Origin of the sequence: Pseudomonas sp. SWRI68, assembly GCF_014269165.1 — a bacterium.
Taxonomy (GTDB): Bacteria; Pseudomonadota; Gammaproteobacteria; order Pseudomonadales; family Pseudomonadaceae; genus Aquipseudomonas; species Aquipseudomonas capeferrum.
On the sequence record NZ_JABWRU010000034.1, the window covers coordinates 1 to 20,291 of the forward strand.

Here is a 20,291-nt window from a genome sequence, read left to right on the forward strand (position 1 = left end):
GGCTTGACCCCGGCCTGGTAGGTGCTCTCCAGCGTCGGCGCCATGATGAACAGGGTAAGGAACAGAGCCAGCACGATCAGCACGATGTTCGGCGGCGTTTGTTGCAAGCCGCGGGCGTGGCGCACCGGGGACAGCGCCACGATATTCCGGGTGAAGGTAGTCAGGGCGATCATGCCAAAGGGCAACAGCGAGAGTAGCGTGAGTATGGAGAACACGCTGACTGGCGAGCCCAGGGACGACGCAGCGAAGCTGTCCCAGGGGGCGTTGACGCCAGCAGCACACGCCGAGTGGACGCCGCAGCGACTGATCCGCTGGGCAGAGCAAACCGGGCCCAACACCGCTGGCGTCATCACCTACATCCTCGAACACCGAATCCACCCACAGCACGGCTTCCGCGCCTGCCTGGGCATCCTGCGCCTGAGCAAACAGCACGGCGAAACGCGGCTGGAAGCCGCGTGCCAACGTGCGCTGGCACTGGGCGCATGCAGTTACAAGAGCCTGGAATCGATCCTGCGCCAAGGGCTGGAACGCCTGCCGCTGGCTCAGCAAAACCTGCCGATGCTGCCCGACGAGCACATCAACCTGCGCGGCCCCGGCTACTACCACTGACCTGAAAAGGAGGATCAAAATGCTACCGAACCCGACCTTGGACAAGCTGCAAATCTTGCGCCTGCACGGCATGGTCAAAGCGCTCAGCGAGCAACACGCTGGGAATAGCGAATACCGGGGATTTAACACGTAGGAGCAATGCAAGATGCGTTGCTCCTCCGGTCTTGCGCGATACCTCAGTCGTGACCTACACGTACCGCCCTCGCTGGGAGTGCAAGCAGAATCGCTAAGCCGCCAGCAAGCATAAGCAAGGCAATGGTAACTATTCCATTGTCCAAGCTCCCCGTGAAATCCTTGATAAATCCAATAAGTACAGGGCTCACGAAGCCGCCAATCACGCCAATTGAACTGACCAAGCCAATGCCGACAGCGGCGGTGGACTTGTTGAGATAAGTTGAGGGGAGCGCCCAATAGGCGATGCCTGCGCCGAATTGGAAGAACCCAACGAAGCTTAGGACGGCCAGAGTGGCGACCAGCGAGTTGTTTAAGAATGGTGTGCAAGCCAGACCCACGGCGCCTAGAATCAAAGACCCGCCCACATGCCAGCGCCGCTCTTTGCGACGATCAGAACTCGCAGAGACAAAAAGCACACCCAGGGCAGCAAAGATGTAGGGGATCGCAGAAAGTGCACCAATGTGAGACACGTCAGTTACCCCTAGACCCTTGATAATTGTCGGCATCCAGAACGTGAAGGTGTAGTTAGCACAGGCCGTGGTGAAATAGATAAATGCCAGCAGCCAGACTTTCGAGTCACTCAATGCCAGGCGCAGCTTCGAAAGAGCCCCGACATGGCTGCTTGAGGTCGATGAATCCGCATCCTTGGCCATCGTCTCAATGACGACCTGCTTTTCCTCATCGGTCAACCATTTCGCCTCCGCTGGCTTATTGGCGAGGAGCAGGTAGCACATGCACCCCAAAACCACGGTAGGAAGACCTTCGATCAGGAACATCCACTGCCATCCACTGAGGCCATGAATACCGTTCATTGAAGACATGATCCAGCCTGAGATTGGTCCGCCAATAATGCCGGCAACGGGAATCGCTAACATGAACTGACCAGTCACCTTGCCCCGGCGTGTGCTGGGAAACCAGTAGGTGAGGTAAAGAATGATGCCTGGGAAAAAGCCTGCTTCACAAATCCCGAGCAACAGGCGGACAAAGTAGAACTGCTCGGGTGTGCTCACCAACATAGTGGACGCAGACACCAGGCCCCAGAGAACCATAATGCGTAGCAGCGTGATCCGAACCCCGACGCGTTCAAGCCAGAGATTGCTGGGGACTTCGAACAGCAGATAACTGACGAAAAAAATGCCTGCTCCGAGGCCGTACACCGCCTCGGAGAAGCCGAGATCGGCACTCATTTGAAGCTTTGCGTACCCGACGTTGATTCTGTCTAGAAATGCCATTAGGTACGCTAAAAACAACAGAGGTACTAGCCGGGCTGTGATCTTTCTATAAACCGCATGCTCAGCAGCCACACAGTTACCTGTGGACTGTTGGTCAGCCGAAGGGCTAGCAATCGATTCGAGATTTGCCATCATACGCCTCGCGATATTTATTATTGTTCTGTCTCGGCCTAAGCGAACGAAGGCTTATTTACCTTCGCTGCCTATGGGTCTTCACTCACGCTTCAAAAAGCAAGGTGGTCAAAAGCCGACGTTGTTTGCGCCCTTCAAACCCAGGATCTGGCGCGCTTCATCGGGTGTGGCGATTTCGTAAGAGAGTTCTTCCAGAATTCGGCGGATCTTCTTCACCTGCTCGGCATTCGATTTCGCTTTAACTCCTTTGCCCAGGTAGATGCTGTCCTCTAGGCCGACGCGGACATGACCTCCCATGATGGCGCCGATAGTCAGGAGCGACATTTGATGCCGACCAGCGCCGAGGATAGAAAACTCGTAGTTGGCTCGCCCAAATAGGCGGTCAGCAACTCCGCGCATCATCGACAGGTTCTCAGGGTCTGGGCCAAGGCCACCGAGAATGCCGTAGATGGATTGGATGAAGAAAGGCGGCTTGATCAGTCCTTCGTCTACGAAATACGCGAGGTTGTAGAGATGCCCAACGTCGTAGCATTCCAGCTCAAAGCGAGTTCCCGATTCGCCTAAGTCTTGCATGATGTGCTTGATGTCTTTGAAGGTGTTTCGGAAGATCAAGTCTTCCATTCCTTCGACGTAAGGCCTTTCCCATTCATGCTGCCAGTTGTCGATCTTCCGGGCGATGGGGTGGATAGAGAAGTTCATGGACCCCATATTCAACGAACACATTTCTGGGCGCGCACGGAGCGGATAAGCGAGGCGCTCCTCCAAGGTCATTCGCGTGCTTCCGCCAGTCGTGATATTGATTACCGCGCCTGTTTTGCGGGCGATTTCTGGTACAAACTCATCAAAAAGCGCCGGATCTGGGGATGGCCGACCATCGATGGGGTTGCGGGCATGCAGATGAACAATTGATGCGCCTGCTTCCACGGCTTCGATAGCCTGCTGGGCGATTTGATCGGGGGTAATTGGCAGATGTTCCGACATCGTCGGCGTATGCATCGCACCTGTGACCGCGCAGGTAATGATGATTTTGCGATTTTTGTTGTTCATTTTTTATTCTCGGCTGGGCATCAAACGGTTGGCTTTGTAACTGAGTCGATCAGTCGTAGCGCTAACTCTGTACGAACCTGATCGGCCTTTTCTTGGCTCCATGAGCGCAGTCCCTGTCCGGAGCGCATCCCTTGATGCCCCTGCGAAAGCAGCGAGTCGAGCAAGGGGTTCGGCGCCTTGTCATTACACAGGTCGGGAAAAATGACCTGATGAACGAGCTTGGCCAGTTGCAGGCCAACCAGATCAGCGTTTTCCATCGGGCCGAGAAAGGGCATTCGCATCCCAAAACTCTGCTTCACGACTGTATCGATGGTCTCTGCATCGCAAACGCCCTTCGATACCAAAGAAATGGCCTCACGCCACATCGCGTGCTGGAGTCGATTGCCAATGAAGCCGGGCACGTCTTGTTGGACCTTCACAGGGGACTTCCCCAGAGCGAGCATCAGTTCAAACGTCCAATCGAATACAGCCTCAGACGTGAATTTTGTGCGGACCACTTCTACAAGTGGGACCAGGTGCGGAGGGTTCCACCAGTGCGTTCCTACAAGCCGCGCTTTTGCGTTTGGGGGCAGCAACTCACCAATGGAGGTGATGGGAATCACAGAGGTGTTGCTCGCGAAAACGGTATGGTCTGGTGAGTGTCTGGCAATGTCGATGAACAGTTGCTGCTTCAGTTCCAGCTTTTCAGGAACAGCTTCGATGACAATGTCCGCCTCTCGTGCGGCAGTCTGAAGGTCTGTAGAGAAAGTGATATTGGCAAGCACCGGCGCTGACGCGATGCCCATCTGCTCTAGGTTGTGAGCGACGCGCTGCGGTGCTGCATCGAGCGTTGCTGCATCAGGGTCAAAAATGGTGACCTTGTGCCCGGCATGGGCGAAAACCTGAGCGATGCCATGGCCCATAAGGCCAGCACCAACGATGCAGGCATGTAAGATTTTTTGCATGCTGACTCCATTTTTTCAAGCCAAAGGCTTTTCTTGTTGGAGCCATACTACGACTGGTCAAATTTACTGGTAAGGTTACATTGGGACAGCTAGCAGTCCCATTCGGACATCACGAAGGTTTCCTCCAGTATGCTCGCATCCACTCAAGTCTTCCTGAATCAGAAGATCTTCGCTCCCTACAAGATCGCGACACTGGTCGATACGGTCGCGGAGCAAGGCATCACTCCGGAAGTAGTGCTTCAAGGCACGCACCTTGATGCAGTTCAAATCAACGACCCCAATACGCTCACGTCTATCCACCAGTACATTGATGCATGCGACAACGTCATCAGGGCTTCTGCGGATGCCTCCACTGCCTTTCAGGTCGGCTCACGAATGCATCTCTCGGCCTACGGGATGTATGGATACGCGCTGATGTGCAGCCTGAACCTTCGTGACTTTTTCGATTTCGGCGTGAAGTACCACGTCCTTGCGACGCCCACCCTGCACATCAGCTGGAGAGAGGAAGAGGAGGTGGCCATCTGGGAGTTCTCTGACGTTTACAGTCACGTGATGAGCGCCTATACACGCGAATTCCTGATACGTCAACAGATGGCTCAGCATGTCACTCACCTTCAAGACGCCGCGGGGCTAGAGTGTCGGCCAATCAAGGCCCTATTCGCATTTCCAACGCCTGCGGACAGTGCGATGTATGAGCGCTTCTTAGGCTGCGAATGCGTTTTCAATAGCCGTGCTACTGAATTGCATTACCCCCATGTAATCCTCTCCCAGGCCCCTCAGCTCGCCAATCGGCTTACCCGTACGATGCTTCAGGAGACCTGTGATCGTCTGATAGGCAAGACGAAGACTTCCACGGGCATCGCAGGAGAGGTGTATCAGTTGATGATGCTGACGCCGAGTCAATTCCCGACAATGGAACAGATCGCTCAGCATATGCGGCTTACCACCCGAACCTTGCGCAGGAAGCTGGATGCAGAAGGTACTGACTACGGAGCAATCCTGGACGACGTCAGGAGCAGCTTGGCCATAGAGTATTTGCAGAGTACGAGAATGAGCACCGAGGACATTGCCGCTAAAATTGGCTTCAGTGACAGCACGAATTTCCGTCGTGCTTTCAAGCGATGGACCGGTAAAACCCCACGGCAGGTTCGCGACGAACGGGGTTGAGCGAGATTACAGAAATGTCCGTTTAAGACCCTTTTGAATCCGCTTCAGACCTCGTCATGGGTAATCCGGGTTCGTAGTATGGAGACCGGCGCTCCTACCACTGCCAGGGAGTTGCCGAACAAACGGCCCAGTCAAAATATAAGAGTGCCTGTCCATGCTCATTCCTGTTCGACGCATCATCACCTGCGATAACAACGACGGTCGGTCCTCCGTTTTATCAGACGGTCCTGCCACGAACTGTATCGGTGGATTGACCGAATTGTGGACGACAGGGAAAGCGCCGCATGACCACTACTCCACTGTCGATAATGGCGTTCTGTCGAAATCGTTGGAGCCGGCGGCCTCCGGAACCGTATTCCGTTTCTTTCAGATTCCTCCAGCAGCCGACTCTGCACACCTGAGCCCTGAAGAAAAAGCCAAGTCCTGGAGCGACCTTTTCGAGACCATGAACGCACGCCATGTCCAAACGGATACTCGTCGAGATCCTGGCATGCACAAGAGCGCCACCACGGACTACATCATCCTTTTACAGGGCTCCATCACGCTCGTTCTAGATGAGGGTGAGGTCGATATGAATCCATTTGACGTCGTCATCCAGCGCGGCACCAACCACTCGTGGGTCAACAGAGGGGCTGTCGATGCGCTTCTCATGGCCGTGCTGGTCGATGCAAAAGGCGATTAGGGCCAAGTATAGAGCCTCCCTGCCTACTGCATAGAAGGCCAACTCACTCAACAAAGATGATGGTTAGCCAACCGTCATTGCACCTGCGCGGAATTCTAAAAAAGTAGTTAACCGACTGCTTCGGCAGCTTGCACCCTCAAAAAAGGAAATAAAAATAATGAAATTCCTTTATCAACTTCGATACCAGGCGCTCAATTCCATTTTCCGGCCCGTCACGCTGAGCATTCTGTGCTCAGTATTTTCGGTAGGCGCTTCGGCAGAGGGGCTTGTCGAGGACACAACCGCTACGTTGAATCTGCGCAACTTCTACCACAACCGCAATTTTGTGGATCCTACCTATCCTCAAGGGATGGCAGCCGAATGGGCGCAGAGTTTCATCCTCGACCTGAGGTCAGGTTTTACAACTGGCACGGTCGGGTTTGGTATGGACGTCTTGGGGCTATACGCGCTCAAGCTCGATGGGGGGCGCGGGACATCTGGCACACAGCTGTTCCCGGTGCATGACGACGGCAAGGCTCCCGACGATTTTGGGCGACTTGGTGTTGCGTTGAAGGCCAGGTTTTCAAAGACTGAACTGAAGATCGGTGAGTGGGTTTCGCTACTTCCAATCCTGCGTACTGATGACGGGCGTGCTCTGCCCCAGACGTTTCGCGGCGCCCAGATAACGTCCAAAGAAATTGAGCATTTCACCTTCTACACAGGTCAGTTTTGGGGAAACAGCCCTCGAAACGATGCAAGCATGGACAAGATGTTCATGTCCGGAAAACCGGGAGCAACCGCTGACAGATTCAACTTCGCTGGCACTGAATATCTGTTCAACGACAAGGCCACTCAGGTCGGCCTATGGTATGCGCAACTCGAAGACATCTACCACCAGGAATACTTCAACGTTGTCCACAGCCAAGCGTTAGGTGGGTGGAAGTTGGGAGCGAATATCGGCCTCTTTCTCGGTGATGAGGATGGGGCAGCAAAGGCCGGTCAGATGGATAACAAGACTGCCACACTGATGCTGTCCGCCCAAACAGGCCCCAGCACCTTCTATGTAGGCTTACAGCGTGTGGATGGGGATACTGGCTGGATGAGAGTCAACGGAGCAGCTGGAGGTTCGCTGGCCAATGACACATTTATCTCAAGCTACGATTTCGCAGGCGAGCGCTCTTGGCAGATCCGTCATGACTACAATTTTGCCGCACTGGGTATCCCTGGGTTGACGATGATGAATCGCTATCTTTCAGGTGACAACGTGCATGTTGGGCTCCTCAGTAACGGGAAGGAATGGGGCCGGGAATCAGAACTCGCCTATGTTATCCAGAGCGGTCCGCTAAAGGACCTTTCAATCAAATGGCGTAACTCCTCTCTGAGGCGAAATTTCAGTAATTTCGACATCGACGAGAATCGGGTCATTCTGAATTACCCGATCAAGCTGCTGTAAATACCCCCAGCGCCACAATCCGTATGAGGTTACGTATGAACAAAAATGAAGCAGGAATTGAGATCAGGTCCCTAGTCATGGGGACTAAATTCGTTGAGCGAGCAATGTCTACAACGAACGATTTCACCGCGCCGCTTCAGGATTTCATCAATGAACACGCGTGGGGCAGCGTCTGGCAAAGAGAAGGCCTACCGTTAAAGACCCGTAGCCTCATCACCCTAGCGGCGCTGACAGCTTTGAAGGCCCCTACAGAATTGTCTGGTCATGTGCGGGGAGCACTGAACAATGGGTGCACGCCAGATGAGATTCGGGAGGTCCTCCTTCACTGTGCGGTGTATGCCGGTGTGCCAGCGGCAGTTGAGGCATTCCGGGCAGCGATAACGGTGATCAAAGATTTTCAAGCAACGACTGAATAAGTCCTGCTGCCTGCCCGAAGCGGGAGCCAGAAAAATGCTTGGCTCGCTCACTTTGTCGAAGCCACCGAGGGCAGACGCTGAGAAAGCTGATGCTCCCGTTTGAGGCTGCATAAGCGCTTGTAGTTTGCGCTCTCTGCCGCACGAACTGCTACCACGCATGGTTGTTCGTGCGGCTGGGGGCTTTTTCTTTTGAAAAATGCCAAGAGAATGATCGCATGAAATTCACACGCCACCCCAATGCTAGCCAAATGCGCTTACGGTCAGAGCTGCCTCTACGAAAGGCAGCTTTGGGTCGAAAGCTGCCACACAAGATTGGCGCAAGTGCGCTAATGCTAGCTTCAATGCAAGCTTCCCAAATTTTAGGTCTGGGCATCAATAGAAATGTCACAGACACTATCCTGCTTGCATTTCTGAAACCACTTGCCGGATCATTTCCATGAGTGCTTGCGCCGCCGGGGATTGGAGTGCGGCAGCCCGATAAGTAAGACCAATGGGCCTTGATGTGTGGTTCAAAACTAAAGGCACAGGAACGAGATCTTTGCTGTTGATCTCATACTGAAGTTGATGTGCAGAAACGGCTGCGAGCATGTCAGAGTTCAACAGCACTCCCCGGAGTATCGCAAGGTCACCTGTTTCCACCACGGGCGGCGGCGAGCTTATACCTATGTGGAAAAAAAATGCTGACAGCAGATCACGTGCCGGTGAGCCAGATCTTGGAAGTACCCATTTTGCAGAAGCGAGCATTTCCGGCGTAACTGGCCGGCCTGCCCATGAGTGACCACGACGCATCAAGATCACCAGATTCTCCTGCATCAGTTCTTCGGCTTGCAAGTCAGAACCATAGGAAGATGAGCGTAAAGCACCCAAGACGAAATCCACATCGCCTGACCGTAATTCGCTAGCCAATAGATCAAACGGGCTCTCGTTCGTCACAATGGAAAGTCCGGGATGGCGACCGGTGAGGCGCACAATAGCTTGTGGAAGAATATGAGTGCGCCCCAATGGTAGCGCACCAACATGTACAGTGCCTCTCACAATGCCATCCAAGAAAGTGATATCTGCGTCCAAATGACGTAGTTCATTCAACGCACGCCGGGCGTGAAGCAGAACTACGGACGCCATCCTGGTTGGCAGCAAACCTTGAGGCGTGCGCTCGAAAAGACTAACGCCACACCCTTGCTCTAGAATCTTTATCGCAGCACTTATTGCCGGTTGAGAAATACCGAGCGTCATGGCAGCGGTTTGCATGTTTTGGGTTTCGCAAAGCCGAGCAAATATCTCAAGACGCCGATTCTGGAACAAATAAAGCGGTTCCCCCGACCCTTCCTTCGTCCTACCGAGAACCTGCGGAATATAAAGCAGTTCGGCCACAGCGCGTTTGGCCCGAGGGAGAATTGAAGCGCCTTGCCGAGTCAGTCGCATTCCATTCGCATTACGCTCAAATATGGGTATGCCCAACGACGACTCAAGCGAAATGATTGATCGAGTCACAGCAGATTGAGCGCGGAACAAGGCGGCAGCTGCTTTAGAGATGCTCCCGGTCTCGACCACGTACAAGAACGCTCGGATCTGCATCAGGCTAGGAGAAACAGGGGGTGTCATGAGTTCGCACTCTCAGCGCTCGTCGGGACCTCATAGAATGGCGCAGTCATCCCAATAAGTAAAATGCATACCTTGAAAGGAGGAAGGCATTATCCGCTTAAGGTATACGTATGCGACGGTATGTCCCATCGATCCCTACGATGAGACGAGCCACAAATGAACACATCACAACAAAAAACAGCCTTGATCGTTAGTGCGCATTCCGCCGATTTTGTTTGGCGCGCAGGTGGCGCCATCGCCCTTCATACCCAACAGGGATATGCCGTACACATCGTTTGCCTGTCCTACGGCGAACGCGGTGAGTCTGCCAAATTGTGGCGTAAGGGTGAGATGACTGAAGAGAGGGTGAAAGCGGCTCGTCGCGAAGAAGCTCAAGCTGCCGCTGACATCCTGGGCGCCAGCGTCGAGTTTTTCGATATTGGTGACTATCCGATGCGCGCAGACAAGGAAACCCTGTTTCGCCTCGCCGACGTCTTTCGACGAGTTCAACCGGAGTTTGTACTGAGCCATTCAATTAAGGATCCGTACAACTACGACCACCCACTCGCAATGAACCTCACACAGGAGGCCCGCATTATCGCTCAGGCTGAGGGCTACAAGCCTGGCGAAAAGATCGTCGGCGCTCCTCCTGTCTATAGCTTTGAGCCACACCAGCCTGAGCAGTGTGAGTGGAGGCCTGACGTGCTGTTGGACATCACTGAGGTGTGGGACAAAAAGTACGCGGCGATTCAGTGCATGGCAGGTCAGGAACACCTCTGGGAGTACTACACTCGCGTAGCTCTGCAACGAGGTGTGCAAGCCAAGCGCAACGTCGGCATCGCCTCTTCGCGAAACATTGTCTACGCAGAGGGCTATGAAAGCCTCTTCCCTCGCGTTACGGAGAACCTGGGATGAGCAGCCTCATTGGAAAGACAGGAATTGTGATCCGCAATATTTCCCGAGCTGACGGTGGCCTAATAGACGCGCTTAACGAGTTCGGCGTCGCAACCGTACACGAGGCCCAAGGCCGGAAGGGGCTGCTCGATAAAGCGATCCGTCCCATTCAACAGAATCAGGGCATCAGTGGTTCCGCAGTGACGGCACTGGTTGCCCCCGGCGACAACTGGATGTTTCACGTCGCGGTAGAACAGTGTCAGCCGGGAGATATCTTGGTCGTGGGGACATCCTCCCCATGCACTGATGGCTACTTCGGTGATCTGCTCGCAACTTCCTTACAAGCACGGGGAGTGAGAGGTCTGGTCATTGATGCGGGCGTACGGGATACACGAACGCTCAGGGAAATGGGTTTCAAGGTCTGGTCACGTACAGTGCATGCCCAGGGAACGGTGAAAGAGACAATTGGCTCGGTGAATACTCCGATAGTCTGCGCTGGCCAGTTAGTTGAGCCTGGAGACGTGGTGGTTGCAGATGATGACGGCGTCGTGATCGTCAGACGTCAAGACGTCAGGGAAGTGGTCGATACCAGCCTCAAACGTGCTGAGCTGGAGGAGCAAAAGCGATTGCGTCTCGCCGCAGGTGAGTTGGGCCTCGATATTTACAACATGCGCCAAAAGCTGGCTGATCGCGGTTTGGTCTACTACGACTCGCTCAGCGATCTAGATGGGTGACGCCATGAGCCAGACTCGAATTCCTTGTCTGTTGGTTCGCGGCGGCACCTCTAAAGGCGCGTTCTTCCTCGCTAGTGAGTTGCCCCCCGAAGGTGAGGCGCGAGACCGGGTATTACTTGCTGCCATGGGCTCCCCTGATCCACGCCAGATTGATGGAATTGGTGGCGCGAACTCGCTCACTAGCAAGGTAGCGATTATCAGCCCTTCAAATCGTCCCGACGCTGATGTGGACTACTTGTTCGCTCAGGTTTCAGTTGAAGAAGCCAAGGTAGATTACGGCCAAAACTGCGGAAATATCCTGGCAGGTGTAGGCCCGTTCGCCATCGAGCGGGGCTTGATAACAGCGCATGATTCGATCACGCCCGTACGCATCTTCATGGCTAATACGGGCCAAACCGCAATCGCTCAAGTCCAGACGCTTGAGGGTCGAGTTAAGTATGACGGAGAGGCTAGAATCGATGGTGTTCCGGGATCCAGTGCTCCTCTGATCGTCGAATTCCAGGACATCGCTGGTTCCAGCTGTGGGGCTCTACTTCCGACAGGTAACGCAGTTGACCAAGTCGATGGTATAGAGGTGACATGCATTGATAACGGCATGCCCGTAGTCCTGATAAGGGCAGCCGATTTGGGCCGCACAGGATACGAAAGCCCTGAGGAACTCGATGGTGATACCGAGCTTAAATCGAAGCTTGAGTCCATCAGACTAAAAGCCGGGAAGCTGATGAATCTCGGTGACGTTAGCAGCCGAACCGTACCCAAGCTGTCTTTGATCGCGGCTGCGCGTGATGGCGGCGCGATCAGCAGCCGCACATTCATTCCCCACCGCTGCCACACATCCATCGGTGTATTCGGCGCGGTTAGTGTCGCAACAGCCTGTCGCCTTGAGGGCACGGTTGCTTCAAGCGTCGCTAGGGTCGAGCCCCATGATCACGTGAGAATATCCGTAGAACATCCAACTGGAGAATTCTCCGTTGAGCTTCGCATGCGAGAAGAAAAGATCGTAGGCTGTGGACTAGTGCGTACGGCTCGATTGCTCTTTGACGGAAATGTGCTAATCCCTGCTTCAATTTGGCCATCGGTAACTACAAAATGATCAAAACCCTTACCTTGATCGGCTTCGGTGAAGCTGGTGGCATCCTAGGGCAAGACCTTGCTGCCGCTGGCATAGAAATTTTCACCTATGATCGATTGCACGATGACCCGAAAAAACGACCAGCCCTGCTCGACAAAGGGCGACGCTGCGGCGTGACCGTCTGTGATAGCGCTGCCCTTGCCCTATCGCGCGGGGAGTGGGTCATTTCTGCCGTGACCGCCGACAATGCCCTCAGGGTCGCACAGGATGCGGCTCCACTGATGCTGAAGGGGCAGTTGTTCATAGATATCAACTCCATTGCTCCTGCAACCAAGCGGGTGGCAGAAGCCGTTATGGCCCAATATGGAATTGATTACGTTGACGCCGCCGTCGTGGCGCCCGTTCCTCCGCAACGACTTCTCACACCCATACTGCTGGGCGGCACACGGTCCGATGAGGTCTGCTCTCAACTGAACGCTCTTGGTATGAACACCCGCGTGGTCGCCAACACAATTGGCGTGGCCTCAGCAATCAAGATGTGTCGAAGCATCATGATTAAGGGCTTAGAGGCTCTTACGACGGAATGCTTAAGTGCTGCTCGCCAGTACGATGCGGAGGATGAGGTTCTCGCATCGCTGCACAAAAGCTTTCCAAGTATGGGATGGAACAGTGATCTCCCTCACTATCTGATCAGTCGGGTGGCAGAGCACGGGTTACGGCGATCAGAGGAGATGAAAGAGGTTGAAAAGACAGTCAACGATGTAGGGGTTGCCGCTTACATGAGTAGAGCGACAGCGAGCGCTCAGCGAGGGCTTATAGACTCCATGGCTGAAGCGGGCATCGAATATTCGACGCTGGAACCCTTCAGTTGGAGTGCATTTGTCGACACCCTCTACGGCAGCTCAGCCGCCAAGCAAAGTGAAGCCCTCGAAAAAGGGTAAGATAAGGTCTTTGAGTGAGCCCCATGGATCTCAAGCAACTGGAATGCTTTGTACGGGTGGCGGAATTTGGCAGTTTCACCAAAGCCGCAGCTGTCTTAAACATCTCGCAGTCTGTCGTAAGTCGACAGGTTCGCCAGCTTGAGGTCGAACTCCAAGAGCATCTACTGATGCGTAATGGACGTGGGGTATTACTAACCGGTTCTGGCCAGCGACTCTTCGAACACGGTAAGGGCATTCTCAGACAGGTTCAGGTAGCGCGAGAAGACCTGCGGGAACAGCGCGATACCCTGTCCGGCAAAGTCGTCATTGGCCTCCCGCCCAGCATTTCTCGGCGCCATACCGTGGCGTTAGTAACGGCATTTCGCAAGCGCTTCCCTAATTGCATCCTAGGCATCAAAGAGGGCCTTACTCACTCGGTGCGCGAGTGGCTGCTCTTGGGGCGGCTGGATTTTGCGCTGCTTTTCAACCCTGGACAGAAGGCGCAGCTGCAATACGAGCACCTACATTCTGAGCCATTGATGCTCATCGGGAGCCAGCATTCCGATCTCCCAGCCACAGTCCCGATGAAAGATTTGGGCAAGTTTCCGCTCATTACCCCGAGTGAGCCTCATTCAATTCGGCGCTTGATCGAGACTGAAGCTACACGACACGAGGTTCAGCTCGACATATCTCTGGAGATAGATAGCATCCCGTCTCTTCTGGAGCTGATTGATCTCGATATGGGTTATGGAGTGCTGTTTCGTTCCGCGCTGGTTAACGGCAACGGCCAATTGGAAGGTCTCAAAGCCGCACAGATAGTCGATCCCACAATTCAGACCCATCTATTTGTAGCCACATTCGAGCAGAGACCTCTCTCCCGTCTCGCAGAACAAACGATGGCGCTCGTGCGTGAGATTTGCATACCTTAGCCTGACGCATGCAAAAACTGCATAACTGCTAGAACTTGGGTCGAGTTGTTGAGAGGCCGGAAGACGCCCACCATCGGGTTATCGATTCCACTAACAACGACTAATAGGATACGAGATGAAATCCTGCCTCGCTCCAGATCCACACCCCACCATCCCGCTGCAAAAGCTGCCAGAAGGCGCATGGGACGCACATTGCCATGTGTTTGGGCCAGCCTCGGTTTTCCCTTACGCAGATGACCGCAGCTATACGCCTCCAGATGCCCCTTTCGAAACTCTGCGGTCTTTGCACGATCACCTCGGTTTCAGCCGTGGCGTAATCGTCCAGGCCAGCTGCCACGGTACCGACAATCGCGCCATGCTCGACACGATTGCTCGCAGTGAGGGGCGCTATCGGGGTGTAGCCATCGTGAATGGCACCGAATCTGATGAACAACTGGCAGCCCTTGATGCCGGCGGTGTTCGTGGGGTTCGTTTCAACTTCGTAGCTCACCTGGGCGGAGCCCCCGATCTCGATGTTTTCGACAGCACCGTAGATCGTCTTGCAGATCTTGGATGGCACGTGGTTCTGCACCTCGACGCCCAAGACATCCTCACCTACGCAGATCGGCTTGCGCGGATCCCGGTACCTTTCATCATCGACCACATGGGCCGAGTCAAAGCCCAGGATGGCATCGACCAGACACCATTCCATGCGCTCCAACAACTGATGGAAAACCCATTGGCCTGGGTGAAGGTCTGCGGCGCCGAACGTGTCTCCGCAGGTCGTCGACCGTTCGAGGATGCGATCCCTTTTGCACAGCGGCTTATTGAGATCGCTCCGGATAGAGTGCTGTGGGGTACTGACTGGCCACATCCAAACATCTCCAAGGACATGCCAAACGACGGCGGATTGGTGGATCTGATGTTCAGATTCTGTACGGATCCAGAGAAGCGCCAGAAGCTGTTGGTAGAAAATCCCCTGAAACTATACGGACGCTAAGCAACAACGCTAGACCATTCCTCCAACAATAAGATTTCAGTGAGAATAGCTATGAACTCCAGCCCTGCGTCTGCTCAGGCCGAAGCTACATCACCCTCCGTGGTGAAAGCCAAACCGCCCTTCTACAAAGCGATGTACTTCCAGGTTCTACTTGGAATCATTGCTGGCGTCGTGGTCGGTCACTTCTGGCCTACATTCGCCGCTGACCTAAAACCTCTGGGCGATGCCTTCATCAAGCTGATCAAGATGATTATCGGCCCCGTCGTTTTCTGCACGGTGGTAAGCGGTATCGCTGGGATGCGAGATCTGAAGAAAGTGGGTCGCGTTGGTGGCAAGGCCCTGCTCTACTTCGAAGTCATCTCCACGGTGTCCCTCATCATCGGCTTGATTGGGGGCCACCTTTTCAACCCCGGCGGAGGCTTCAACGTAGATGTGAATTCTCTGGACGCCTCAGCTGTAACTGGGTTCGCCGAAAAGGCTCAACACATGCACATGGTTGAGTTTCTGATGGGGATTATCCCCTCAACATTTGTCCAAGCTTTCGCCGAAGGGAATGTGCTCTGCATCCTGCTGGTGTCTGTCCTTTTTGGATGCGCACTCTCGGCGATGGGTGCAAAGGGAAAGCCGGTCTACGACATCATCGAAGGTTTGTCAGGGGTTTTCTTCCGAATCGTCCACATCATCGCCAAGCTCTCTGCCGTAGGTGCGTTTGGTGCGATTGCTTTCACCGTAGGCACCTATGGGGTTGGCGCCTTGCTGCCTCTCATGAAGCTGGTCGGCAGTTTCTACATCCTGTGCGCGCTGTTCGTAATCGTCATTCTCGGTGCAGTGGCCAAGGTTTGCGGATTTAGCATTCTGCGATTCATCGCTTACATCAAGGAAGAGCTACTGGTGGTGCTCGGCACCAGTTCCTCAGAAGTGGTACTGCCTCAAATCATGGAAAAAATGGAGCGTTTGGGCTGTTCCAAACCAGTCGTAGGGCTGGTCATCCCGACGGGGTACTCGTTCAACCTGGATGGCACCAATATATACCTGACGATGGCAGTTCTTTTCATTGCTCAAGCCCTGAATATCGAGCTGTCCCTCAGCCAGCAATTGACGCTGGTGGTGGTGGCAATGCTGACATCGAAAGGCGCCAGTGGCGTATCGGGCGCTGCGTTCGTGATGCTGACCAGCACACTCATGGTCGTGCCGGTTGTTCCTGTAGCAGGCATGGTACTTATCCTTGGTATCCACCGTTTCATGGGGACTGGCCTTGCCATGACCAACCTGGTTGGCAACGGTGTGGCAGCGCTGGTCGTCTCCGCATGGGAGAAAGAATTGGATCGCGAAAAGCTTGCACAAGAACTCAGCATCAAGAAATAAGGCCTCAAACTAATACAATAAAAATATGCCCCTGTTCGGCCTTAGGCCGAGCAGCGGCCCTTTGCGTCAGGACAATAATAAAAATGAATCGTACTCTCTCATGCTCAATTGTCATTCCTTTGATTCTCTCGACCAGCAACACTTTTGCGGAAGGTTTTATTGAGGGCAGCAAAATCCGATTGGAGGCCCGAAACTTTTATTACAATGGAGACTTCCGAGAAGGCACCGGGGTATCGAAAAGAGAAGAGTGGGCTCAAGGGTTTTTACTTAACTATGAGTCTGGTTATACATCAGGCCCGGTTGGCGTCGGGGCGGACGCATTGATCTTTGCAGGGTATAGACTGGACTCTAGCCCTGATCGTTCAGGTAGTGGGCTGCTTCCAAGAAAGGATTCTGGCGAAGCAGTAGACGAGTATTCAAAGGCTGGGTACGGCGTGAAAGCCAAAGTATTCGACACCACTATTCGATACGGCATGTCACTGCCCAAATACCCTGTTCTCCAGTACAACAATAGTAGATTGACGCCGCAGACATTTCAGGGGTTTCAAGTCACCTCGACAGATATTGATCGATTGACTCTCAACCTCGCGCAGTTCGACCAGACCATTACCCCAGACTCTACGGACTTGAAGGACATCACCCTCGCCGTGAAAGATGGTCGCTATCGTGCAACTGGGATTGGTGATTTTTATCGACTCGGGGGAGCCACTTATAAAGTCACGCCTAAGCTGAGTGCCAGTTATTTCTATGGCGAGCTGGATGACGTTTATCGTCAACAATATGTGGGCTTGGTTCACAGCATGCCACTAGGAAACGGTAACCTCACTACCGATCTGCGTGCTTTTGCGAGCAGCGACATCGGCGCCGCCAAGGCTGGTGATGTCGATAACCGAGCCTATGCGGCCTCGTTCAACTACTCAATGAACAATGGCCACAGCGTGATGGCGACGTACCAAGTCATGCAGGGATCGACCGGGTTTGCTTACATCAATAACCCCTACCTTCCCAACTATGTGCAGTATCACGACTTCGGGAGCGCAGGAGAGCGTAGCTGGCAGCTTCGCTATGGCTATGACTTTGCTGCACTCGGGGTTCCGGGACTGAGTTTCTTCACGGCCTACATTCATGGAGACGGATTGAAGAAGGTTGGTGCCGACAGAGAATGGGAGCGTGACGTGGAATTGAACTATGCGTTTCAAGGGAAGCTAAAAGGATTTTCTCTAAGGCTGCGCAATGCAACATTTCGCAGCGATGATCTGCGCGACATCGATGAGACACGGTTGATCGCAAGCTACCTTTTCACGTCATTCTGACATAGAGCCCCCAGCCCAAAGGTAGGTAGGATTGCCTGTCGCGTTCGAGGACGGTGCTGCCAGGTTCGGCAAGAACGGGCGTTAAAACCTGGCAGTTTTAGACGGGGATGATAAGGCCAGTCTCAAATGCTGTAAAAAGTAGATGATTAGTAAGCGTCTGCCGAACACACCTTCAGAATCCCCAGATTAAGGGCGATGGTGTCCACCTAAAAATACGTGGACACCATCGCCCTTAATTCAAGGAACACCATGCGTCAGCGCACCTCTTATCCCAAACCCTTCAAGGCCCGAGTTGTCCATGAATGCCTGAGCCCCGATGTATCCATTGCCAGCGTGGCGCTGCGGCACGGCATCAACGCTAATCTGGTTCGCAAGTGGATACCTATCTATCGTGACCGGCAGGCTTCTGGCTTGCCTGCATTTGTACCGTTTAAGCTTGAGACCGCTGCGGCGACGCCTGCTCGGCAGGATCAGGATGTAGCCCGCATCGAGATTTCTTCGGGGCAGCGAACAGTCACTGTGAGCTGGCCGATCTTCGATCCGGACGGCTGCGCACGCTTCATCCGCAGCCTCTCCCAATGATCCGCATCGACGCCATCTGGCTCGCCACTGAGCCCATGGACATGCGCGCCGGTACGGACACAGCATTAGCCCGTGTGGTCGCGGTGTTCGGTGCGGCGAAGCCGCACTGCGCTTATCTGTTCGCCAATCGCCGCGCTAACCGCATGAAGGTGCTCGTACATGACGGCGTTGGCATCTGGCTGGCCGCGCGCCGCCTGAACCAAGGCAAATTCCACTGGCCTGGCACTCATCGAGGCCACGAAGTTGAACTCGACGCCGAACAACTTCAAGCGCTGGTGCTGGGCCTGCCCTGGCAGCGGGTGGGTGCTAACGGTGTAATTACGTTGCTCTGAATCGGCTCTTTTAGCTGTGGCAGGTGTGCTGCTTTGGTAAAATCCAAGGCATGACTTCCTCGCCCAATCTCGACCAAATGACGCCCGATCAACTGCGTGCACTCGCTGCGCAGTTGCTGTCGAAGGTCGACACCATGGGCTGAGAAAGCCGTCGCGACGAGACCGTCATCGAGCAGCTCTCTCACGAAATTGCCGTCCTCAAACGCCACAAGTTTGCCAAGCGCAGTGAGCAAATCAGCCCGGCGCAAGGCAGCTTGCTGGATGACTTGCTCAGCACCGACCTCGAAGCCATTGATGCCGAGTTGAAAGCACTTCGTCCCGCCCCTGCACCGGACGAACCACGCCAACAGCCTAAACGTGCGCCGCTGCCGCCGCAGTTCCCTCGTACCGTCATTCATCATGAGCCAGAGAACACTCAATGCTCCTGCGGCTGCCAACTTCAACGCATCGGCGAAGACGTCAGCGAGAAGCTGGACTACACCCCCGGCGTGTTCACGGTTGAGCAACATGTACGTAGCAAGTGGGCCTGCCGCCAATGCGAAACACTGACTCACGCGCCGGTACCGGCACAGGTGATCGACAAGGGCATCCCCACTGCCGGCTTGTTGGCCCACGTGATGGTGGCCAAGTTCGCCGACCACCTTCCGTTGTACCGGCAGGAAAAGATCTTCGGCCGTGCCGGCCTGGCAATCCCGCGCTCGACGCTGGCTCAGTGGGTCGGCCAAACCGGTGTACAACTGCAACCGCTGGTAGATGCACTGCGCGAAGCCGTGTTGGCCCAGCGAGTCCTCCATGCCGATGAAACACCGGTGCAGATGCTGGCCCCGGGCGAAAAGAAAACGCACCGAGCGTATGTCTGGGCCTACTGCACGACACCGTTCTCGGCACTGAAAGCGGTGGTCTACGACTTCAGCCCCAGCCGTGCAGGCGAAAATGCGCGCAACTTCCTAGGCACCTGGAACGGTAAGCTGGTTTGCGATGACTTCGCAGGCTACAAGGCTGGCTTCGAGCAGGGCATCACCGAAATCGGCTGCATGGCCCATGCCCGGCGCAAGTTTTTCGACCTGCATGTGGCGAACAAAAGCCAGTTGGCCGAACAGGCGGTGCACTCCATCGGCGGCTTGTATGAGGTCGAACGGCAGGCCAAGGACATGAGCGATGAAGATCGCTGTCGATTACGCCGAGAAATGGCGGTGCCCGTCGCTGAAAAGTTGCATGAGTGGATGATCGCTCAACGCGCACTTATGCCCGAGGGCTCAGCCACGGCCAAAGCTCTGGATTACAGCTTGAAACGCTGGGTAGCGATGACGCGCTACCTTGATGATGGTGCTGTGCCCATCGATAACAACGCCTGCGAAAACACGATAAGGCCGTGGGCGCTTGGTAGGTCGAACTGGCTATTTGCTGGATCGCTGTGCAGCGGTAAGCGGGCAGCGGCGATCATGAGTCTGATCCAGTCGGCGCGCATGAATGGGCGTGATCCGTATGCGTATCTCAAGGATGTACTAATGCGGTTGCCGACGCAGAAGGCTAGTGAGATCGAGCAGCTACTGCCACATCAGTGGATGCCGGGCTGACTTGCGCAAGGCGTATTCCCCGTACGCTTACGTCGATGGGATGATAGGAGCTTCTTATCGTGATCATGGGAGTGCGATCCATGAACCCCACCTACCGCCAGATGGAGCTTCGATTTACCGTTGCATCTCCGGTGAGCAGTTCCACGGCAGCAGCGCTTCGTAGTCCTCTACCGACGAG

Annotated in this window: 18 protein-coding genes and 4 pseudogenes; 17 read left to right on the plus strand and 5 right to left on the minus strand. The window is 54.5% G+C overall.

Translation table 11 applies throughout. From position 1 onward, the window contains the following. A pseudogene (locus HU770_RS27380) lies at positions 1–350 on the minus strand (hypothetical protein); the annotation flags it as partial. Here HU770_RS27380 and HU770_RS26020 point away from each other — a divergent pair. Next, positions 280–609, plus strand: a pseudogene (locus HU770_RS26020) (IS21 family transposase); the annotation flags it as partial. The pseudogenes HU770_RS27380 and HU770_RS26020 overlap by 71 nt on opposite strands. Positions 610–628: 19 nt before the next feature. After that, positions 629–703: pseudogene (locus tag HU770_RS26025) on the plus strand (AAA family ATPase); the annotation flags it as partial. An 82-nt stretch (positions 704–785) separates the two neighbouring features. Here HU770_RS26025 and HU770_RS26030 read toward each other — a convergent pair. The 3 genes from HU770_RS26030 to HU770_RS26040 form a co-directional block, all read right to left on the minus strand. Then, complete coding sequence (locus HU770_RS26030) at positions 786–2,150, minus strand: MFS transporter (protein WP_346014130.1); 1,365 nt, start codon at positions 2,148–2,150, stop codon at positions 786–788. A 105-nt stretch (positions 2,151–2,255) separates the two neighbouring features. Further along, positions 2,256–3,194 (minus strand): 3-keto-5-aminohexanoate cleavage protein, encoded by a 939-nt coding sequence (locus HU770_RS26035; protein WP_186666324.1) that lies wholly within the window; start codon positions 3,192–3,194, stop codon positions 2,256–2,258. 20 nt (positions 3,195–3,214) lie between these two features. After that, positions 3,215–4,138, minus strand: coding sequence for a 3-hydroxyacyl-CoA dehydrogenase family protein (locus HU770_RS26040; RefSeq protein WP_186666332.1), 924 nt, complete (start codon positions 4,136–4,138; stop codon positions 3,215–3,217). A 129-nt stretch (positions 4,139–4,267) separates the two neighbouring features. Here HU770_RS26040 and HU770_RS26045 point away from each other — a divergent pair, with 129 nt between their 5' ends. The 4 genes from HU770_RS26045 (at position 4,268) to HU770_RS26060 (ending at position 7,835) form a co-directional block, all read left to right on the plus strand. After that, positions 4,268–5,305 (plus strand): AraC family transcriptional regulator, encoded by a 1,038-nt coding sequence (locus tag HU770_RS26045; protein ID WP_186666334.1) that lies wholly within the window; start codon positions 4,268–4,270, stop codon positions 5,303–5,305. Positions 5,306–5,459: 154 nt separating this feature from the next. After that, positions 5,460–5,987, plus strand: a complete 528-nt coding sequence (locus tag HU770_RS26050; RefSeq protein ID WP_186666336.1) for a cupin domain-containing protein — start codon at positions 5,460–5,462, stop codon at positions 5,985–5,987. A gap of 157 nt (positions 5,988–6,144) precedes the next feature. After that, complete coding sequence (locus tag HU770_RS26055) at positions 6,145–7,419, plus strand: OprD family porin (RefSeq protein WP_186666338.1); 1,275 nt, start codon at positions 6,145–6,147, stop codon at positions 7,417–7,419. A gap of 35 nt (positions 7,420–7,454) precedes the next feature. Next, positions 7,455–7,835, plus strand: coding sequence for a carboxymuconolactone decarboxylase family protein (locus tag HU770_RS26060; RefSeq protein ID WP_186666340.1), 381 nt, complete (start codon positions 7,455–7,457; stop codon positions 7,833–7,835). Positions 7,836–8,228: 393 nt separating this feature from the next. Here HU770_RS26060 and HU770_RS26065 read toward each other — a convergent pair whose 3' ends face one another. Continuing rightward, positions 8,229–9,437 carry a LysR family transcriptional regulator gene (locus HU770_RS26065; RefSeq protein WP_186666342.1) on the minus strand — a complete coding sequence of 403 codons (1,209 nt, stop codon included), beginning with the start codon at positions 9,435–9,437 and terminating at the stop codon, positions 8,229–8,231. A gap of 156 nt (positions 9,438–9,593) precedes the next feature. Between HU770_RS26065 and galB the strand changes: the two genes are divergently transcribed. The 11 genes and pseudogenes from galB (at position 9,594) to HU770_RS26120 (ending at position 20,113) form a co-directional block, all read left to right on the plus strand. Beyond that, positions 9,594–10,331: a 4-oxalmesaconate hydratase gene (gene galB / locus HU770_RS26070; protein ID WP_186666344.1), complete on the plus strand. Its 738-nt coding sequence runs from the start codon at positions 9,594–9,596 to the stop codon at positions 10,329–10,331. Continuing rightward, positions 10,328–11,044, plus strand: a complete 717-nt coding sequence (locus HU770_RS26075; protein ID WP_186666347.1) for a 4-carboxy-4-hydroxy-2-oxoadipate aldolase/oxaloacetate decarboxylase — start codon at positions 10,328–10,330, stop codon at positions 11,042–11,044. The genes galB and HU770_RS26075 overlap by 4 nt, the downstream gene beginning before the upstream one ends. A 4-nt stretch (positions 11,045–11,048) precedes the next feature. Continuing rightward, positions 11,049–12,137 carry a 4-oxalomesaconate tautomerase gene (locus tag HU770_RS26080; protein ID WP_186666355.1) on the plus strand — a complete coding sequence of 363 codons (1,089 nt, stop codon included), beginning with the start codon at positions 11,049–11,051 and terminating at the stop codon, positions 12,135–12,137. Further along, positions 12,134–13,057, plus strand: a complete 924-nt coding sequence (locus HU770_RS26085; protein WP_186666362.1) for a DUF1932 domain-containing protein — start codon at positions 12,134–12,136, stop codon at positions 13,055–13,057. Before HU770_RS26080 ends, HU770_RS26085 begins: the two co-directional genes overlap by 4 nt. A 23-nt stretch (positions 13,058–13,080) precedes the next feature. Next, the gene (locus tag HU770_RS26090; RefSeq protein WP_186666371.1) at positions 13,081–13,965 is read left to right on the plus strand and encodes a LysR substrate-binding domain-containing protein; all 885 of its coding nucleotides are present in this window, start codon (positions 13,081–13,083) and stop codon (positions 13,963–13,965) included. Between the two features lie 115 nt (positions 13,966–14,080). Next, entirely contained in the window at positions 14,081–14,944 is an 864-nt protein-coding gene (locus HU770_RS26095; protein WP_186666373.1) for an amidohydrolase family protein, read from the plus strand. A 51-nt stretch (positions 14,945–14,995) separates the two neighbouring features. Next, entirely contained in the window at positions 14,996–16,309 is a 1,314-nt protein-coding gene (locus tag HU770_RS26100) for a dicarboxylate/amino acid:cation symporter (protein ID WP_186666375.1), read from the plus strand. An 83-nt stretch (positions 16,310–16,392) separates the two neighbouring features. Next, entirely contained in the window at positions 16,393–17,622 is a 1,230-nt protein-coding gene (locus HU770_RS26105) for an OprD family porin (protein ID WP_186666377.1), read from the plus strand. A 249-nt stretch (positions 17,623–17,871) separates the two neighbouring features. Continuing rightward, complete coding sequence (locus HU770_RS26110; protein WP_186666385.1) at positions 17,872–18,204, plus strand: transposase; 333 nt, start codon at positions 17,872–17,874, stop codon at positions 18,202–18,204. Next, the gene (tnpB, locus tag HU770_RS27200; RefSeq protein ID WP_057440793.1) at positions 18,201–18,536 is read left to right on the plus strand and encodes an IS66 family insertion sequence element accessory protein TnpB; all 336 of its coding nucleotides are present in this window, start codon (positions 18,201–18,203) and stop codon (positions 18,534–18,536) included. The genes HU770_RS26110 and tnpB overlap by 4 nt, the downstream gene beginning before the upstream one ends. Before the next feature lie 50 nt (positions 18,537–18,586). Continuing rightward, positions 18,587–20,113: pseudogene (locus HU770_RS26120) on the plus strand (IS66 family transposase). The last annotated feature ends 178 nt before the right edge of the window (positions 20,114–20,291 follow it).

What these genes read in the sequence shown, in the direction of transcription:
- HU770_RS26095 (WP_186666373.1), top strand. Translation starts at nt 14,081, where the DNA reads ATGAAATCCTGCCTCGCTCCAGATCCACACCCCACCATCCCGCTGCAA.
- HU770_RS26030 (WP_346014130.1), bottom strand. Translation starts at nt 2,150, where the DNA reads ATGATGGCAAATCTCGAATCGATTGCTAGCCCTTCGGCTGACCAACAG.
- HU770_RS26080 (WP_186666355.1), top strand. Translation starts at nt 11,049, where the DNA reads ATGAGCCAGACTCGAATTCCTTGTCTGTTGGTTCGCGGCGGCACCTCT.
- HU770_RS26065 (WP_186666342.1), bottom strand. Translation starts at nt 9,437, where the DNA reads ATGACACCCCCTGTTTCTCCTAGCCTGATGCAGATCCGAGCGTTCTTG.
- HU770_RS26090 (WP_186666371.1), top strand. Translation starts at nt 13,081, where the DNA reads ATGGATCTCAAGCAACTGGAATGCTTTGTACGGGTGGCGGAATTTGGC.
- HU770_RS26055 (WP_186666338.1), top strand. Translation starts at nt 6,145, where the DNA reads ATGAAATTCCTTTATCAACTTCGATACCAGGCGCTCAATTCCATTTTC.
- HU770_RS26040 (WP_186666332.1), bottom strand. Translation starts at nt 4,138, where the DNA reads ATGCAAAAAATCTTACATGCCTGCATCGTTGGTGCTGGCCTTATGGGC.
- tnpB (WP_057440793.1), top strand. Translation starts at nt 18,201, where the DNA reads ATGATCCGCATCGACGCCATCTGGCTCGCCACTGAGCCCATGGACATG.
- HU770_RS26035 (WP_186666324.1), bottom strand. Translation starts at nt 3,194, where the DNA reads ATGAACAACAAAAATCGCAAAATCATCATTACCTGCGCGGTCACAGGT.
- HU770_RS26075 (WP_186666347.1), top strand. Translation starts at nt 10,328, where the DNA reads ATGAGCAGCCTCATTGGAAAGACAGGAATTGTGATCCGCAATATTTCC.
- galB (WP_186666344.1), top strand. Translation starts at nt 9,594, where the DNA reads ATGAACACATCACAACAAAAAACAGCCTTGATCGTTAGTGCGCATTCC.
- HU770_RS26050 (WP_186666336.1), top strand. Translation starts at nt 5,460, where the DNA reads ATGCTCATTCCTGTTCGACGCATCATCACCTGCGATAACAACGACGGT.
- HU770_RS26100 (WP_186666375.1), top strand. Translation starts at nt 14,996, where the DNA reads ATGAACTCCAGCCCTGCGTCTGCTCAGGCCGAAGCTACATCACCCTCC.
- HU770_RS26060 (WP_186666340.1), top strand. Translation starts at nt 7,455, where the DNA reads ATGAACAAAAATGAAGCAGGAATTGAGATCAGGTCCCTAGTCATGGGG.
- HU770_RS26105 (WP_186666377.1), top strand. Translation starts at nt 16,393, where the DNA reads ATGAATCGTACTCTCTCATGCTCAATTGTCATTCCTTTGATTCTCTCG.
- HU770_RS26110 (WP_186666385.1), top strand. Translation starts at nt 17,872, where the DNA reads ATGCGTCAGCGCACCTCTTATCCCAAACCCTTCAAGGCCCGAGTTGTC.
- HU770_RS26045 (WP_186666334.1), top strand. Translation starts at nt 4,268, where the DNA reads ATGCTCGCATCCACTCAAGTCTTCCTGAATCAGAAGATCTTCGCTCCC.
- HU770_RS26085 (WP_186666362.1), top strand. Translation starts at nt 12,134, where the DNA reads ATGATCAAAACCCTTACCTTGATCGGCTTCGGTGAAGCTGGTGGCATC.